This window comes from Metabacillus indicus (genome assembly GCF_046603695.1).
Classification (GTDB): domain Bacteria; phylum Bacillota; class Bacilli; order Bacillales; family Bacillaceae; genus Bacillus_P; species Bacillus_P indicus.
In genome coordinates this window covers 1274567-1289587 of the sequence record NZ_CP176757.1, presented here as the reverse complement: position 1 = coordinate 1289587, position 15021 = coordinate 1274567, and the positions used below count along the sequence as shown (strand labels likewise).

Genomic DNA, 15021 nt, shown 5'->3' with positions numbered 1-15021 from the left:
GGCGGGGAGTAGAATACTCCTCACCTTTACTTGATTCTTATTATGCCGCTTTGTGTACACAAATAGCGGCTGCTTGTTCTTTTTAATACCAGTTTATATCCGGAGGAACCCTAATGATCAAACCCGCTCTCGCTAACAGCATCATTTCAGAAATGAATCACTTAATTGACGAGGAATTAATCGTTGCCGATACATCCGGTACAATCATTGCCAGCACGGATAAAAGCAGAGTTGGGACTTTTCATGAAGGGGCACTTATTTGCATACGCGAGAAATCCACAAGGATTATTACAGCTGAAGACCAAACAACCTTAGAAGGCGTGAAAGCAGGCATAAATCTTCCTGTCTTTTTCCAGCACCAGATTGCAGGAGTCATCGGGATTACTGGTGATCCTAAACGAGTATCCTCATACGGTGAAATTCTGAGGAGAATGACGGAGCTTTTGATGAATGAAAGGTATTATTCCGATCAGGTTGAATGGCGCGCTCGGGCACTGGAAGCTTTTGTCTTTGACTGGGTTCAAAAGTCAGACTGGTCTGAGGAATTTACCAATCAGGCGGAACTACTCGGGGTTGATCTGACACTAGAAAGACAGGTTCTTATCGGTCACTGCTCAAGCGAAAAAGAAGGACTGATCAGCCAGCAAACCCTGCTTGATCTGATGCAGTCTTTCACAAATGAAACAGCTGACGTCTTTGTCCGCTGGGGAAACGACCGGTTTGTGATTCTTTTAGCCGGTCATAAGAAAAAAGAACGGACACACCATTCCGCCGGACAAATCCGTGATTACCTCAAAAACCGGTACGGGCTCGATTTGTCAATTGGAATAGGTCAGCCTGCTTCCCCAAAAGATGTTTCCCTCTCATTTCAGCAGGCAGACCGGGCTTTAAACACGGCGAAAAAAACAAAAGGGATTGTGTTTGATGATGACCTGCGCCTGGAAATGCTTTTGAAGGAGATTAAGAAGGAAACAAAAATGGAGTTTGTCAGCAGAACAATCCGTTCAATGGAACATGAGAGAGAACTTGTCGATACCCTTCAAACATTCATCCTGCAAAATCAATCCTTTAAAGCTGCAGCAGACGTTCTTCATATTCACATCAATACCCTTCACTACAGGATGAAACGGATCGAGGAACTTACGGGATTGAATCCCCGCCACACGCATGACATGACGATCTTATATCTCGCTCTTCTCTTTTTAGATGAACAGCCAAAAAAAGAATAAAAAAGCCGCAAATATTTGGAGGATTAACCATAGTTAATCCTCTTTCTCTTTTTTATGATAAAGGTACTTATTCGTTCATTTATAGAGGAGGACTGTTTTATGATATCCGAACAATTAAAAGCAAAGCTTCAGGCCATTTCAGGTGCGGAAAACTATGATGACAGCCGTGCAGGAAGGCTCGTCTATTCCTACGACGCCACCCCCCAGTTTCAATCCCTTCCTGACGCTGTAATCGCTCCAAGAACTGCTGAGGAAACGGCTGAAATCGTAAAACTTTGCAATGAACATGGCATTCCGATTGTCCCGAGAGGCTCAGGAACCAACCTTTGTGCGGGAACGTGCCCGACAGAAGGCGGAATTGTCCTGCTGTTTAAACATATGAACCGGATTCTTGAGATCGACGAAGAAAACCTGACTGCTACTGTAGAGCCCGGTGTCATCACCCTTGATCTGATTCATGCCGTTGAGGAAAAGGGCCTGTTTTATCCACCTGACCCAAGCTCGATGAAAATTTCGACCATCGGCGGAAATATCAATGAAAACTCAGGCGGCCTCCGCGGCCTCAAGTATGGCGTCACACGCGATTATGTGATGGGTCTTGAAGTCGTTCTTGCAAATGGAGATATTATCAAAACAGGTGGAAAGCTTGCAAAAGATGTGGCAGGCTATGATTTGACCCGTCTTTTCGTCGGCTCGGAAGGAACGCTTGGCATTGTCACAAAAGCCATTCTCAAGCTCATTCCGATGCCTGAGGATAAAATGACGATGCTCGCCCTCTATCAGGATTTGGAAGCGGCTGCGAAATCGGTGTCCAAGATCATCGCCGGCAAAATCATTCCGACTACACTCGAATTCCTTGATCAGCCAACATTAAGAGTGGTGGAGGATTTTGCGAAAATCGGACTGCCTACTGACGTAAAAGCCGTCCTTTTAATCGAGCAGGACGGCCCGACTGATGTCGTGAAAAGAGATATGCTGAAAATGGCTGCCATTTGCGAAGAGGAACATGCGGTATCTGTAAGAGTCGCAGAATCAGAAGAAGAAGCAGACGGACTCCGGACAGCCCGCCGCTCCGCCCTTTCCGCTCTCGCACGGCTGAAGCCGACAACGATTTTAGAGGATGCAACCGTCCCCCGTTCTGAGATCGCAAAAATGGTCGTGGCCACAAACGAAATTGCTGAAAAATACAGCTTAAACATATGTACATTCGGCCATGCCGGTGACGGGAACCTCCATCCCACCTGCTTAACCGATGTAAGGGATCATGAAGAAATCGAACGTGTGGAAAAAGCGTTTGAAGAAATTTTCATCAAAGCAATTGAACTCGGCGGAACTATTACAGGAGAACACGGAGTCGGGGTCATGAAAGCCCCTTACCTTGAACTGAAGGCCGGTAAAGAAGGAATTGCCGTGATGAAAGCCATTAAGAATTCCTTCGATCCAAACAACATCATGAATCCGGGTAAAATGTTTGCAAAAGACTCAAGAAAACGGGTGGTGGTTTCAAAATGACAACAGTTAAGGAGCGTGAAACCATTCAGGAACAGTTTAAGGAGCGGATGAACGAGGATGAGCTTCTGAACTGCATGCGCTGCGGATTCTGCCTGCCGAGCTGTCCGACTTATATCGAGTCAGGCTTTCAGGAATCCCATTCCCCTAGAGGACGCATTGCCTTGATGAAAGCGGTAGTGGATGGTCTGATAGAGCCTGATGAAGACGTTGAAAAATCATTGAACATGTGCCTCGGGTGCAGAGCATGCGAGCCGGTCTGCCCGTCAGGAGTCAATTACGGCCACTTGCTTGAAGAAGCTAGGGACATTATCAACCAGAATAAAAAACACTCGCTGCCTGTGCGGACGGTCCGCAAAGCAGTATTTGACGGTCTTTTCCCCCATCAGGAGCGGATGCGGACACTGACAGGACTCATCGGATTTTACCAGCGGTCTGGCCTTCAGAAAGCCGTCCGTTCCACTGGAATGATGAAGCTTTTACCCGACAGTCTGTCATCAATGGAAAAAGTGCTTCCGGACATTCCGACACGAAAAGAAATGAAAAACCGTCCCTCGTATCTTCCCGCTAAACCGGAGAAACGAAAGCGCGTCGCCTTTTTCTCAGGCTGTCTCATGGACACGATGTTTATGAAAACAAATGATGCCACCATGAAGCTGCTCCAGCTCTCGGGCTGTGAAATTGTCATCCCGGAAAATCAGGCCTGCTGCGGCGCCCTTCACGGCCACAGCGGAGAAAAAGACTCGGCCAAAGACCTTGCCAAGCGGAATATCAAAGCCTTCGAAGACCTGCAAGTTGACTACATCATCACAAATGCAGGAGGCTGCGGCGCCTTTTTGATCGACTATGACCACCTGCTGAAGGACGACGCAGAATGGTCAGAACGCGCAAAAGAATTTTCCGGCAAACTGAAGGACTTTACAAGCATTCTGGCCGAACTTGAATTTCATAAAATGAAACTGAAGCTGCCGCACCAGGTCGTCACCTATCAGGACTCGTGTCACTTGCGGAATGTCATGAAAACATCAAGCGAACCCCGCAGGCTGCTGAAAGCCATCGCAGACATCGACTACCGCGAAATGAAAAACGCCGACAGCTGCTGCGGGTCGGCCGGCATCTACAACATCCTCGAGTCAGAGATGTCGATGCAGATCCTGGACACGAAAATGAAGAACGCCAAAGCAACAGGTGCAGTAACCATCGTTACCGCCAACCCCGGCTGCCTGCTCCAAATGAAACTTGGCATTGAGCGTGAAGGGTTAACGGATAAAGTGAGAGCTGTTCATATCGCCGACTTACTGCTTGAAGCAGCAGAAGGTCATTCATCTATTTAAAATGATTGCATATAAAATGCCTGTACCGCTAAGGGTACAGGCATTTTTATTATGTTGCAGGCAGTCCGCCCTTGTGTTCATCACGAATCTCACCGACAATTTCCTCAAGGATATCTTCCATGGTGACAAGGCCAGCAGTTTTCCCCTGCTTATTCGTAACGATCGCCATGTGCACATGAGTTTCCTGCATTTTTAGCAGGACTTCTTTTAACAGAGCATGCTCTGAAAAGCGTGGCATTTCGTGAATGTAATCCTCAAGCTTCACTTCTCTTCCGGCAGCTGCGCTTGTAAGGATTTCCTTCGTGTTAATAAACCCATTAATCCGGTCCAAGTTTCGATTTTCCGCCACCGGATAACGGGTATAATCATGTTTGTCATGCAATTGAACAAGTCCTGGCAACTGCTCATTCGGGTTAACTACAGCAATTTTCGCTGCAGGAATCATTACGTCTTTTAAAAACCGCTCATCAAAAGCAAAAATGTTTTTTAAATAAGCAAGTTCGGTCTGATTGATTTCTCCGCTTTCATAGCTTTGTGTCACAATCATTTTCAGTTCTTCTTCCGAATGCACAGTATCATGTCCGGCAGGCTTTACACCAAGTGTGCGGAGAAGAAACTGTGCAGCGCCGTTGAGTATGCTGATGAAAGGGTTCATTACTTTACCGAACCAGTATAGACCCGGTGCAAGCAGCAAGGTCATCTTTTCTGCGAACTGAATAGCAAGTGTCTTTGGAGCAAGCTCCCCCAGAACAACATGCAAAAAAGTAACAAGAGACAATGCAATGGCATAAGAAAGGACTGTTGAAATTGCTTCAGGCACATCAAACCTTTCAAAAACCGGATGCAGCATTCTTTCAACAGTCGGTTCTCCCAAAGCTCCAAGTACAAGTGCCGTAATTGTAATTCCAAGCTGGCAGGCTGACAGATAATAGTCCAAGTCCTGCGCAACCTTTTTTGCCAAAACTGCTTTTTTATTTCCTTCTGCAATCAGCTGGTCGATTCTTGACATTCTTACTTTAAGAATAGCAAACTCAGCACCGACGAAAAACGCTGTTAATCCGATAAATACGGCAACTAAAAATAGGTTTAATACAATTATTCCGTCCAATTTGTTCCCCCGCCTGAGGGGTTCACCTCCAACATATCGCTTCTGCCCTGCTGATCACGAAGCGCATATTGCTGCAACTCAACCTGCTTAATCTGGAAATTTTCCATTTTAAGTACGGTCCACAGATGATCGTCCTGTTTAATCTGATCGCCTTCCTGAACGGTTTCAAGTTTCTGCTGCTGAATCCATCCGCCAACCGTGTCAATATCCTCCACGTCATTGAACACAAGCCCGAAACGATCTTCAAGTTCCACGAGAAGAACTCTTCCGTTAATGACATACGTATTTTCATTTGTCTCAATCATATCCGCCATTTCATCTTCGTCAAACTCATCACGAATCTCACCGACAATTTCCTCAAGCACATCCTCCATTGTCAGGATCCCTGAGGTTCCGCCGTACTCATCAATGACAAGCGCCATGTGCACCCGTTCCTGCTGCATTTTCAAAAGTACATCCTGGATCTTCGTTCCTTCCATTACAATTGGAATATCCCGGACGCATTGCTGAAGCTGATGATCTCTGCCGGCTGCAAGATGGTTCAGCATTTTTTTCACATTAACCATTCCGACAACTCTATCCTTGTCGTTATTCTCCACTACAGGATATCTTGAGTAGTTGTGCTCATCTAGAATTTCAATGATTTCAGCTCGCTGCATGTCTTTATCAAGGACGACAATATCAGTTCTTGGAACCATAATATCCTTTGCAACACGCTCATCAAAAGAAAAAACATTCTCCATATATTCAAGCTCTGTCTCATCCAGCTCCCCGCCCTGGAAGCTTTGAGCCATGATGATTTTCAGCTCCTCTTCCGAATAGGCCTGCTCATGACCGGCAGGCTTTACTCCGAATGCACTCAGAAGAACGCGTGAAGTGCCGTTTAACGCCCAGATGAAGGGATACATAACTTTTCCAAACCAATACAACGGTCCAGCCAGAAGCATGGTCGCTTTTTCTGAGAATTGAATGGCAAGCGTTTTGGGAGCCATTTCTCCGACAACAACATGCAGGAATGTTACCAGAAGAAAAGCAATCGCATAGGAAGCTATGGAAGCAGTCGACTCTGAAACATTCAGCAAGTTAAAAACAGGATATAAAAGTCCTTCGACTGCAGGCTTTCCAAGTGCACCCAGACCGAGCGCGGTTACCGTTATTCCAAGCTGACATGCCGACAAATAATAGTCAAGATCATGTGCCACCTTTTTGGCAATAACCGCTTTTTTACTGCCTTCTGCAATCAATTGATCAATTCTTGACATGCGGATTTTAACAACCGCGAATTCTGCTGCAACGAAAAAGGCGGTAGCCGCAATCAGCAAAACCAGCAAAAACAAATTCATCATCGTAATAATGTCCAATATCTTCCCTCAATTGCGAGGGATTCACCTCCAATTAATACAGCTAACGGTTTTTCAGTCTCACCAATATGCCTGAAATTCTGTCTTCAAGCTCTTTATATACAAGCTTCCTTTCTTCCTCTGAAGCACTTTCCAAAACGTCAATCAGCCGGGAAATTTTCCGTTGAAGACTCAAGCTCAAATTAGTATCGTCTTTCTTACAATTCCCCACTACAGCGTTTTTCTCTAAAAAAAGTTCTCTTCGAATTTCAGCTATTGTCAGCCGCTGCTCCTTTAAAATGCTTATTTTTTTCAGGGTTTCAAGCACATCTTCTGAATAAAGACGATAATTTGATGAGCTTCTCTCCACCTGAAGCAGCCTGCAGCGGGTGTAATAATCAATGGTTCTGACGGATAATCCGCTCAGCTTAGCGACCTGGCCGATGCGCAATCCCATTTTCCCAATACGGTTTCCCCCTTTACTTGAATAAAACGAATGAAAAGCATAACGTTCCGAACTTTTAAAAAATCTAGAACAAACGCAAGTCTTTCAACTTAATAAGGTAAAACCGTCACGTTATGGTTATGATTAGTATCATAAAGTTAAAATGAAAGTTCTTCAAGAAATAAATTTTATCAATTTTGTGACTAAGGTCAAAAGTTCAAAAAAAAGCTTACCTTTGGCCGGTAAGCTTTCCTCAAAGCAAATAGTCACTTTTTGCCTTTTCTCTTTTCAATTTGTTTTTTCACAATTGGAACGACTTGTTCTTTAACTGCCTTCTGTACTTTCGGATCTTTCAAAAGTTTCTTTAATTTATCCTTTAACACAAGTATCCCTCCTGTGTTCAATATTCTGAACTACCCTTTTATAAAAGTCATAAAACCGATTTAAAGTCAACGAAACAGCTCATTTTATCTTCATTGCTACCTTCCAGCTTGCAATTTATCCATTAATGGAATAACAGCAGCTCCTTCAATGTACTCATTTTTATAACTAATTGTAAATAGATAAGGTGAAGTGTTTTAATGCCTTTTTCTTACCTATAATGAAAATCCCCCATGACAAATAGCCTCAGTCTTTATAATACCGTTATCCATTCTCATTCTTTTGGACTTAAAATCATCAATAATTTATAAATAAATGTTACGAGGTTTACATTTCCTTAACTTGTAGAAATCTCTCTTTTCATACTATGATTTCTAATAGAGAAACAAATTTCCATCTCTTTTTCCCATCGTTCTGTCTATTAATCTCACAGACTATAAGTTATGAGTTTGATATAAAAATTACATACAGGAGGCATCTACATGCTGAAAAAAGCTTCATTATCTGTTTTTGCACTGCTACTCTCATTCACTTTATTTTTGCCAGAAACACATGCTACGCCGCCGGGCACTCCGTCAAAGTCCACGGCACAAACCCAGCTTAACGCTCTCACAGTCAAAACTGAAGGCTCCATGACCGGCTATTCACGTGATTTATTTCCCCACTGGATTAGTCAGGGAAGCGGCTGTGACACCCGTCAAGTCGTTCTTAAGCGTGATGCGGATTCTTACAGCGGCACTTGCCCTGTGACCTCAGGAAAATGGTACAGCTACTACGACGGTGTAACGTTCTCTGATCCTTCAGACCTTGACATCGACCATATCGTCCCACTTGCTGAAGCTTGGCGTTCAGGCGCAAGCAGCTGGACAACGTCCAAGCGCCAGGATTTTGCAAACGACTTAAGCGGACCTCAGCTGATTGCTGTAAGCGCCAGCACCAACCGCTCCAAAGGTGACCAGGACCCATCTACGTGGCAGCCTCCCCGCGCCGGTGCAGCCTGCGGATACTCAAAATGGTGGATCAGCACGAAATACAAATGGGGCTTGAGCCTTCAGTCTTCTGAAAAAACCGCGCTACAAGGCATGCTTAATAGCTGTTCTTACTAATGCTTAACTGAAAACGGGCAGCCAAAAGCGGCTGCTCGTTTATGCTATAATCTAAGCAAATGACGGAGGTGACAGCATGGAGAAGAAATCAACGGTTTTTACCGCAACCCACGGTGTCATGACTACTGAAGTGGGCGTCATCAGCGGCGAGCTTGAACTTGTCACTGCCTGCGATGAAGACGGCATACTGACTCTTTCTATTACATACAATGGGGCTGCGGAATGGTACACTCTTCCTGGTGAGGGATACCGGCTGCATGATGTGCGTGATCATGAGGTTGTGCATGAAATGCTTGTAAGGGTGCTTGAGCGTCCGTAATTCAATAAGCTGTAAATAAAGTGAAAGCCGCCTGATAAGTCGATCTTCGGACTTATCAGGCGGCTTTTTTAATGTGCTTAAAATAAAAAATCATTTTTTAAGACTCTTCAGGAATATCTAAATCAATTCCAATAAACCCTTTATACTCGTCTTCCGCAAAACAAAACGTAACTTCAGAAGCACGATACCTGCTCTTGACTGCTTTTTCGCTGATCCGCAGTGAAAATCCGTGACCAGTTTTTAAATAAGGGTGATCTGTTTTCGTATAAGTTTCTCCCTTATAAAGCAGATCCCTTAAACTCGCTGCTTCATCTGCGGATAATTCAATTCCCTCTATCGTTTTTTTCTTGTCTATATCAATAGAAATGAAAGCATTAACTTCCAGCTCTTCCGTTAAATCTATACTAATTTCCTTGTTTGCATTCAGATAAATATATCCCATATCTGCTTCACTGTCATAGCTTACTTTTGCTTTCATTTTTAATCTCCTTTTCATAATTGCTCGATATTTATAATCAAACCGCCCTTCAATCAACTAAACACATTAAAACTTTAAATTAGAGCATTCGGGACCGATGATATAGAGAGAGGATGGTACAAAGGAATGGTGTTTATGGTAAAAGGATCGATTTTGAGGAAGCTGAGAGAGGAAAAAGGAATCCCGATAGGCTATCTCGCCCACGCTCTCGGTATTTCCATCAGCGCCCTTGTTGCAATTGAAAGAGGGAAAAAACAGCTCACAAGAGATCAACTTTCTATTATATCCGGGATTTTCAACATGACAATCGCCGAATTGATTGCCAGAAAGTAAAAAGACCCGGGCAATGAGTGTTTTCTGCGCTCATCGCCCGGAGTTTACATCACTGACTGCCGCATATTCCATGCATTTTTCTGCAAACAGTAGCACATCTTCTGAAACAGGATAAAGGCCTGACTCTTTTGAAGGCTTTTTCCGCACCTCCCAGAATTTCTCCATAAGTTCTTCATCTTCTCCAAAGGTTTCCCGCGCTGCTTCCAGCAGCTGAAGTCCAATTTCCATGCCTGCATCGCTTTCAGGAGAAATGCCCCTGCTGATGCACCATTCCATCCTTCGCAAAAGGGATAGATAGAGTTGTGTTTGTTTGCCGCTGTCTCCAAGATCCGGGAGATTCTTTTTCAGGAACTGCTTTTCATCTTCAGCAAAATAATCAACCCACTTTTTTTTCACTGCCTTAGAGGAGTTTACAAGCTTTGAGACGCGCTCCCAGGAAAGGCTGCCTTCAAGGTCATACATGTTAATCAGAGAAGACGTATTTTGGATGCTTGTCTCAAGTGTGGCCAATTGATCCTGCAGGTGCTGATGATGCGCAATCAGAATATCCCGAAACGACAGTCTGTCGATCATCAGTCTGATGTCATCAAGCGACAGTGCCAGCGATTTTAAGAGCAGAATCTTCTCGAGCGTCAAAAGATCCTCTTCTGAATAATGCCTTCTGCCATTATCCTGCTTGCAGCTCGGCTTTAATAGGCCGATTTGATCGTAATAGCGGAGAGTTCTTACAGATACAGCATGTTCCTTTGAAACCTCACCGGTTGTCCATCGTTTCATTATTTCCTCCGAAACCTCTTGATTGTGACGCAGCGTCACCTTTTATACTGGAAGTATATCACAGTTAAGAAGGAGACAGATGAATATGGAAAATGGAAAAATCGCAGATTGGAAGAGAAAGGACCCTTGGGATGCAAAGACATTTCTGCTTCTGATGCTGCTTGAATTTGGTTTGGTTATGATTCTTGTAAAAGGCCATCTGCAGTCATTATATAATCAATGGCTGGGCAATTCTTTATACGCGGGTACGCTGACCGGTGCGACGATTGCTCTCATTCTATTAGCAGGAGTCTATTTTTTAGCGCTTAGGCCACATAATAAAACTTGGCTTGCAGTGGGAGTGCGTTCTTTCCGCAAAAAAGACTGGGGAATCATTATCTTGTGCGTGCTCTTCTTACTTGTTGCAGGTGCAGCCGTAATGGCTGCCGTCAGTTTTTTCGGCGTCAGCTATGAGAACAGTAAAACAGATACCCTTACTGGAGAAATTGCGCCTTCTGCCATCCTGCTCGCGCTTGTGAGCGCTGCAGTCATTTCTCCTGTGTACGAAGAAATTTTTTATCGGGGATTCTTATACAGGTGGCTGCGCACAAGGCTTGGGGCCGTAGCGGGTATCCTGCTTTCTTCGCTGATTTTTACCGCTGCCCACTACCCTGTGACAAATGCGATGCCGGTCAATTTTCTTGACGGAATCGTTTTTGCATGGGCTTATGAGAAGACACATTCTATCTGGCCCGGTGTGATTATTCATGGGGTTGTTAATGCAGTAACCGTGTTGTTGGTTGTATTTATGTAAAAAAAGACAAAACACCGTATCCATAAGGTGTTTTGTCTTTTTGGCTATTTCTATAAAGATATTTTCATTAAGAAAACATAGTATTATGGCTGCTGAAACCCGAACAGTGCGATAAAAACCAAAAAAGCAGCAAGAGAAACACCTGCAGCGTTCAAACTAACTAGAATGCCTTTTAACCTTCCTCCTGCTCCAATAAGTGCAAAAAGCAGTCCAGCTGAGGCAAAAAGAAGCGGAAGAAAGACGCTTATCTCAAGAACCCCTGTATATAGAGAGTTTCCCCACTTTGTTAAGCCTGCCAGAAGCGGTAAAACGGCAATCACAAAACAAAAACTGGAAAGAAGTGAACGGGATTTCTTTGACATTTGAAACAGCTCCTATTTCTCTATTAACCTGTGCATATCATAATGATATGCTGATCCGGATCGCTGATTGTAAAGAATGAAAAGTCCTTAAAGCTGACTATCTCTGTTTCAATGCTGTACCCTAGTTTTTTTACATATGCAAATGATTTTTCTATATCATCCGTATGAAAATTAAAAAGGGGATGCTCTGTGGAACAATCATTTTTTGTAATGCCTGCAGGTCCGGCATCAAGAGTCAGTCCGGTATATTCTGAAAGTTGTATCGTGTAAACTGGGTCCTCAATTTTTTCTGAGTCATACGTCTGGCTAAGCAATTGGGTATACCATACAACGGAATTTTTCAAATCACTGACATGAACAAAAACAGTATTTATTTTCTTATGGATTGGGCTGTTCATTTCATGACTCCCTTTCATTTTCAGCATCTATTTTTTAACTGTTATTGCTGAGACTTCCCCTCCCGCTGCATCCTCCAAACCAGCTCTTCAGGTTTTTCTTTTTCAAGGAATGTCAGCCGCCATATTTTCTGGTGTGTGTCATTAGCGAATTCAATTTTATGATTAAATCTCCATAATAGGGACCATTCTGCCTGCAGGAGAGACTGTTCATCCGTGTAATCTGACGAAAAAAGCTTCTCACTTTTGATCACTCTTCCATTCCTTTTGGCAAGCTCCATGTATACGTCGATTCCGTGTACTTCATGATGACACATGATTCTGCAGACATATTTCCGGTTTGGACTGCTTTTTTTCATCAGGGGATAGATATTCTGGTAATTCATGTCTTTGATCTGCTGGAAAATCTCATCAAAAACCGCTCCAGCCCAATCCAATGTTTCTGCTGCAATCTTCATACCCTCATGGACAATAGCTGCCGCTTCTCGCTTTTTGTCTTCATCGCTCAATTCAAAAAATCTCCGAACGTCTGTCACTAAAAATAACGGAAAATAGTCAAACATGAGATGTTCATATACGTCCATCTTCTGCTTCTCTTCCATATTTTCCAGGCAAAAAATCTGAATTCCTTTATAGTCTTCCGTTTTCAGCTTTGGCAAAAGGCGGCCGTACAGAAACGCCATACACCTTGTCTGGGTTACAAAGGTCCAGTTCCATTCCCGGTTTGGTACATAGAGCTGAATATTTCTTATAACAGGCATTTTATACACCCCTATAGCTCGGACTCAGCTCACTCCAAACATCAAATGCATTTCCGTCCGAATCATGAAAGATAAAATTGCGGCCTGCATGTCCTCTATTTTCAATTTCGCCAGTCTCTGCCCCTTTCAATAACAGGTCTTTACGCAAAGCTTCCAGTGCTTCAAGGCCATCTACTTCAAAGGTCATTGAAAAATGCCTGTGACCGTGAGAGGCAGTGAATCCCGTTCGCTCGCCCGGCATGGCCTTTACAAGAAAAAAACTTTGCCCTGCAAAATCCAAAATGGCCTTTTCATTGTCGAGGTACTTCTCCACGGCACCCAATTTTTCCTGATACCATTGGGAAGCTGTTTTTGGATCTCCTACCGGAAGATAGGTCGTGCCTACTCTTTTAATCAAAGTGCTCATTCCCCCTGTCTATCATTTACAACAATCGGGACCCATAACTCATGCCTCGGCTTATGCCCCGGACCGTAGTAGCATTCAATGCATGGCAGGCTGGCAAGGTCATAGCCTGAGGTTGGCACCCATTCTGTATACAAACGTTTCCAGGCATCAGGAATATTCGGAAAGACCGCCCACGAGCTCGGCGGAATCGTCAGAATCTCCGTTCCTTCCGGTGCTTCACCGTCATATCTGACGCTCATAAAATAGTCAAATTCATCGTCCATAATGGCTGCCTCTTTTCCGCAGACGCCAAGCAGACTTTCAAGCGTGCATTTTGGCTCCTCCCATGCCATGTCCTTCAGCTGCTGCATGAATCCGTCCTTTTTTGCAGCACTCCATAAACCCGGGATGGTTTTAAATGCACGGCTCGTTTTTACCGGCTTGCTTTTCCCTGCGAGTCTTAATTCAAAATCAAGATGTTCGATTCTGTAGTCCACGGCCCTATCCCCTTCGGTCTATCCGTTTTATTTTCAGTAAGTGCTACCAAACCTTTCCCATCACAACCGTATGATAAAATTTGCCGTCTGAGAGAAATTTATCATTTCTCAAAACACCTTCTACTTCAAATCCGCATGACTCATAAAGCTTAATGGCTTTTTCATTTGTCTGCAGCACCTTTAGAGTTATTTTCTTCAGTCCCGCTTCTTCAGCCCAGGCAATCGATTCTTTCAGAAGGTTTTTTCCAATACCCAGCCCCCAGTACTCCTGTAAGACGCCAACACCAAACTCAGCCTGGTGAGCCAGCCGCTGCAGAGAGCTTCCCTCGCATCTTGAAAAGCCGGCTATTTTGCCATCCGCTTCAGCTACCAAAAAGAGGTTGCACATTTTTTTCGAATCATCCATTATAAGCTGCCGGAAGCGGTGCTCATTCAAATGGGCTTCCCCCTGAACCCGGTCAAGGTTCTCAGTTTCGCCGTCAATTTTCCACCGCACTTCTGATAATTCTTTTGCGTCTTCAGGTTCTGCAGCCCGGATTATGTAGTTCACGTCACGCTTTGTATATACACTTGGATTCATTTGAATCTCCCCATCACACCTATATTTCTTTACCTGTTCCCGCTCCTGATTCCAACCGAAAACGATACTTTCTGAGAATTGTCCATCGTAGCCGTGCCTTTAATCACTTGCTCTTTTATCCCATCCGGCAGTGTAAATCCATTTTGATCTGTCTTGATTTTCTCCACGCCATTGTCCGTAAGGTAATAGACTTCTAACGTAAAAGAACGATCTGTATTTAAAAAGTTCAGCTCAGCAAAGGCCTCTCCATTCACCTGAAATTCTGCCACTCCCACATCATCTGTCGGGAGAAGATAAGGTTCCCGGTCAATCGGACATCCGCTGCTGTCATCACTGTCCCAGCACGTACCAAGTCTGATAGGGCTTGTCTGCTCATTAACTGTCAGCTCTGCCATTGGCTCAGGTTCGTTTTGGATTGCTCGAAATTCAGCCTTTTGAATGAGCTGAGGAATACACATTAGAACGTAAATCAACGCTGGTAAAAGGACCACACCTGCGATCTTGATAGGGTGGTTCACTCTGCGATAGATTACAGCGTCCACCGCAAAAAAGACAGCTGCGGAGATGACCGGAATTCCAATTAGAAATGCAGCTTCTCCAAACAATGCAAACCCAATGAAGGCAGCCGGAAGAATATGTATCAAAAAACTGACAGTGAGTTTAAATTTCTTAATTTTTCCCACAATATATCCTGCCAGCAGGTGAACCGGCACACCAGCTATCAGCAAGAATGGCCCTCCGTAAACGGTGCAAAAGACAAAGTTTCTCCGATACTGCATCAGCAGGTTTCCTCTGCTTTCAAATCCAAGCACAATAGGAAAAACAAGCAGTGAAATAATGATGGATAAAACGATCGTTTTTGTTCTTCTTTTCACGTTGTTCATTGATG

18 protein-coding genes and 1 pseudogene are annotated in these 15021 nt (G+C 44.1%); 7 read left to right on the top strand and 12 right to left on the bottom strand.

Going from position 1 to position 15021, the window contains the following annotated elements:
- Window positions 1-113: 113 nt before the first annotated feature.
- The 3 genes from ACK1LH_RS06485 (at window position 114) to ACK1LH_RS06475 (ending at window position 4072) form a co-directional block, all read left to right on the top strand.
- Window positions 114-1229: a CdaR family transcriptional regulator gene (locus tag ACK1LH_RS06485; RefSeq protein WP_411334819.1), complete on the top strand. Its 1116-nt coding sequence runs from the start codon at window positions 114-116 to the stop codon at window positions 1227-1229.
- Between the two features lie 99 nt (window positions 1230-1328).
- Window positions 1329-2741, top strand: a complete 1413-nt coding sequence (glcD, locus tag ACK1LH_RS06480) for a glycolate oxidase subunit GlcD (protein ID WP_411334818.1) — start codon at window positions 1329-1331, stop codon at window positions 2739-2741.
- Window positions 2738-4072 (top strand): (Fe-S)-binding protein, encoded by a 1335-nt coding sequence (locus ACK1LH_RS06475; protein ID WP_411334817.1) that lies wholly within the window; start codon window positions 2738-2740, stop codon window positions 4070-4072. Before glcD ends, ACK1LH_RS06475 begins: the two co-directional genes overlap by 4 nt.
- A 49-nt stretch (window positions 4073-4121) precedes the next feature.
- Here ACK1LH_RS06475 and ACK1LH_RS06470 read toward each other — a convergent pair whose 3' ends face one another.
- From ACK1LH_RS06470 to ACK1LH_RS06460, 3 genes are read right to left on the bottom strand one after another with little or no spacing between them, the layout of a single operon-like run.
- On the bottom strand, window positions 4122-5180 hold the full coding sequence (locus ACK1LH_RS06470) for a hemolysin family protein (RefSeq protein ID WP_411334815.1): 1059 nt from the start codon (window positions 5178-5180) through the stop codon (window positions 4122-4124).
- On the bottom strand, window positions 5168-6541 hold the full coding sequence (locus tag ACK1LH_RS06465) for a hemolysin family protein (protein ID WP_411334814.1): 1374 nt from the start codon (window positions 6539-6541) through the stop codon (window positions 5168-5170). Before ACK1LH_RS06465 ends, ACK1LH_RS06470 begins: the two co-directional genes overlap by 13 nt.
- A 43-nt stretch (window positions 6542-6584) precedes the next feature.
- Window positions 6585-6977 carry a MerR family transcriptional regulator gene (locus ACK1LH_RS06460; protein ID WP_411334813.1) on the bottom strand — a complete coding sequence of 131 codons (393 nt, stop codon included), beginning with the start codon at window positions 6975-6977 and terminating at the stop codon, window positions 6585-6587.
- Between the two features lie 851 nt (window positions 6978-7828).
- Between ACK1LH_RS06460 and ACK1LH_RS06455 the strand changes: the two genes are divergently transcribed.
- Entirely contained in the window at window positions 7829-8452 is a 624-nt protein-coding gene (locus ACK1LH_RS06455) for an HNH endonuclease family protein (protein WP_411334812.1), read from the top strand.
- Between the two features lie 76 nt (window positions 8453-8528).
- Entirely contained in the window at window positions 8529-8771 is a 243-nt protein-coding gene (locus ACK1LH_RS06450; RefSeq protein ID WP_411334811.1) for a hypothetical protein, read from the top strand.
- Window positions 8772-8868: 97 nt separating this feature from the next.
- On the opposite strand, the gene ACK1LH_RS06445 is transcribed toward ACK1LH_RS06450, so the two are convergent.
- A complete protein-coding gene (locus ACK1LH_RS06445) occupies window positions 8869-9249 on the bottom strand; it encodes a DUF2283 domain-containing protein (RefSeq protein WP_411334810.1) in 381 nt (126 codons plus the stop codon).
- A 126-nt stretch (window positions 9250-9375) separates the two neighbouring features.
- Here ACK1LH_RS06445 and ACK1LH_RS06440 point away from each other — a divergent pair, with 126 nt between their 5' ends.
- Window positions 9376-9582: a helix-turn-helix domain-containing protein gene (locus ACK1LH_RS06440; RefSeq protein ID WP_411334809.1), complete on the top strand. Its 207-nt coding sequence runs from the start codon at window positions 9376-9378 to the stop codon at window positions 9580-9582.
- A gap of 30 nt (window positions 9583-9612) precedes the next feature.
- Here ACK1LH_RS06440 and ACK1LH_RS06435 read toward each other — a convergent pair whose 3' ends face one another.
- Window positions 9613-10359: a MerR family transcriptional regulator gene (locus tag ACK1LH_RS06435; protein ID WP_411334808.1), complete on the bottom strand. Its 747-nt coding sequence runs from the start codon at window positions 10357-10359 to the stop codon at window positions 9613-9615.
- An 85-nt stretch (window positions 10360-10444) separates the two neighbouring features.
- On the opposite strand from ACK1LH_RS06435, the gene ACK1LH_RS06430 reads away from it, so the two are divergent.
- The gene (locus tag ACK1LH_RS06430) at window positions 10445-11152 is read left to right on the top strand and encodes a CPBP family intramembrane glutamic endopeptidase (RefSeq protein ID WP_411334807.1); all 708 of its coding nucleotides are present in this window, start codon (window positions 10445-10447) and stop codon (window positions 11150-11152) included.
- A gap of 83 nt (window positions 11153-11235) precedes the next feature.
- On the opposite strand, the gene ACK1LH_RS06425 is transcribed toward ACK1LH_RS06430, so the two are convergent.
- The 7 genes and pseudogenes from ACK1LH_RS06425 to ACK1LH_RS06395 all read right to left on the bottom strand — a co-directional run bounded on the left by ACK1LH_RS06425 (window position 11236) and on the right by ACK1LH_RS06395 (window position 15016).
- Entirely contained in the window at window positions 11236-11514 is a 279-nt protein-coding gene (locus ACK1LH_RS06425) for a hypothetical protein (protein ID WP_411334806.1), read from the bottom strand.
- Between the two features lie 23 nt (window positions 11515-11537).
- Window positions 11538-11912, bottom strand: a complete 375-nt coding sequence (locus ACK1LH_RS06420) for a VOC family protein (protein WP_411334805.1) — start codon at window positions 11910-11912, stop codon at window positions 11538-11540.
- Window positions 11913-11953: 41 nt separating this feature from the next.
- Window positions 11954-12670 (bottom strand): hypothetical protein, encoded by a 717-nt coding sequence (locus ACK1LH_RS06415; protein ID WP_411334804.1) that lies wholly within the window; start codon window positions 12668-12670, stop codon window positions 11954-11956.
- Between the two features lies 1 nt (window position 12671).
- The gene (locus ACK1LH_RS06410) at window positions 12672-13076 is read right to left on the bottom strand and encodes a VOC family protein (protein ID WP_411334803.1); all 405 of its coding nucleotides are present in this window, start codon (window positions 13074-13076) and stop codon (window positions 12672-12674) included.
- Window positions 13073-13555, bottom strand: a pseudogene (locus ACK1LH_RS06405) (GyrI-like domain-containing protein); the annotation flags it as partial. The gene ACK1LH_RS06410 and the pseudogene ACK1LH_RS06405, both read right to left, overlap by 4 nt.
- Window positions 13556-13595: 40 nt before the next feature.
- Window positions 13596-14132, bottom strand: a complete 537-nt coding sequence (locus ACK1LH_RS06400; protein WP_411334802.1) for a GNAT family N-acetyltransferase — start codon at window positions 14130-14132, stop codon at window positions 13596-13598.
- A gap of 29 nt (window positions 14133-14161) precedes the next feature.
- Window positions 14162-15016, bottom strand: coding sequence for a hypothetical protein (locus ACK1LH_RS06395; protein ID WP_411334801.1), 855 nt, complete (start codon window positions 15014-15016; stop codon window positions 14162-14164).
- Between the last annotated feature and the right edge of the window lie 5 nt (window positions 15017-15021).

Excerpts from the sequence above, each read along its gene's own strand:
- ACK1LH_RS06485 (WP_411334819.1), top strand. The coding sequence starts at position 114 with ATGATCAAACCCGCTCTCGCTAACAGCATCATTTCAGAAATGAATCAC.
- glcD (WP_411334818.1), top strand. The coding sequence starts at position 1,329 with ATGATATCCGAACAATTAAAAGCAAAGCTTCAGGCCATTTCAGGTGCG.
- ACK1LH_RS06475 (WP_411334817.1), top strand. The coding sequence starts at position 2,738 with ATGACAACAGTTAAGGAGCGTGAAACCATTCAGGAACAGTTTAAGGAG.
- ACK1LH_RS06460 (WP_411334813.1), bottom strand. The coding sequence starts at position 6,977 with ATGGGATTGCGCATCGGCCAGGTCGCTAAGCTGAGCGGATTATCCGTC.
- ACK1LH_RS06455 (WP_411334812.1), top strand. The coding sequence starts at position 7,829 with ATGCTGAAAAAAGCTTCATTATCTGTTTTTGCACTGCTACTCTCATTC.
- ACK1LH_RS06450 (WP_411334811.1), top strand. The coding sequence starts at position 8,529 with ATGGAGAAGAAATCAACGGTTTTTACCGCAACCCACGGTGTCATGACT.
- ACK1LH_RS06445 (WP_411334810.1), bottom strand. The coding sequence starts at position 9,249 with ATGAAAGCAAAAGTAAGCTATGACAGTGAAGCAGATATGGGATATATT.
- ACK1LH_RS06440 (WP_411334809.1), top strand. The coding sequence starts at position 9,376 with ATGGTGTTTATGGTAAAAGGATCGATTTTGAGGAAGCTGAGAGAGGAA.
- ACK1LH_RS06435 (WP_411334808.1), bottom strand. The coding sequence starts at position 10,359 with ATGAAACGATGGACAACCGGTGAGGTTTCAAAGGAACATGCTGTATCT.
- ACK1LH_RS06430 (WP_411334807.1), top strand. The coding sequence starts at position 10,445 with ATGGAAAATGGAAAAATCGCAGATTGGAAGAGAAAGGACCCTTGGGAT.
- ACK1LH_RS06425 (WP_411334806.1), bottom strand. The coding sequence starts at position 11,514 with ATGTCAAAGAAATCCCGTTCACTTCTTTCCAGTTTTTGTTTTGTGATT.
- ACK1LH_RS06420 (WP_411334805.1), bottom strand. The coding sequence starts at position 11,912 with ATGAACAGCCCAATCCATAAGAAAATAAATACTGTTTTTGTTCATGTC.
- ACK1LH_RS06415 (WP_411334804.1), bottom strand. The coding sequence starts at position 12,670 with ATGCCTGTTATAAGAAATATTCAGCTCTATGTACCAAACCGGGAATGG.
- ACK1LH_RS06410 (WP_411334803.1), bottom strand. The coding sequence starts at position 13,076 with ATGAGCACTTTGATTAAAAGAGTAGGCACGACCTATCTTCCGGTAGGA.
- ACK1LH_RS06400 (WP_411334802.1), bottom strand. The coding sequence starts at position 14,132 with ATGAATCCAAGTGTATATACAAAGCGTGACGTGAACTACATAATCCGG.
- ACK1LH_RS06395 (WP_411334801.1), bottom strand. The coding sequence starts at position 15,016 with ATGAACAACGTGAAAAGAAGAACAAAAACGATCGTTTTATCCATCATT.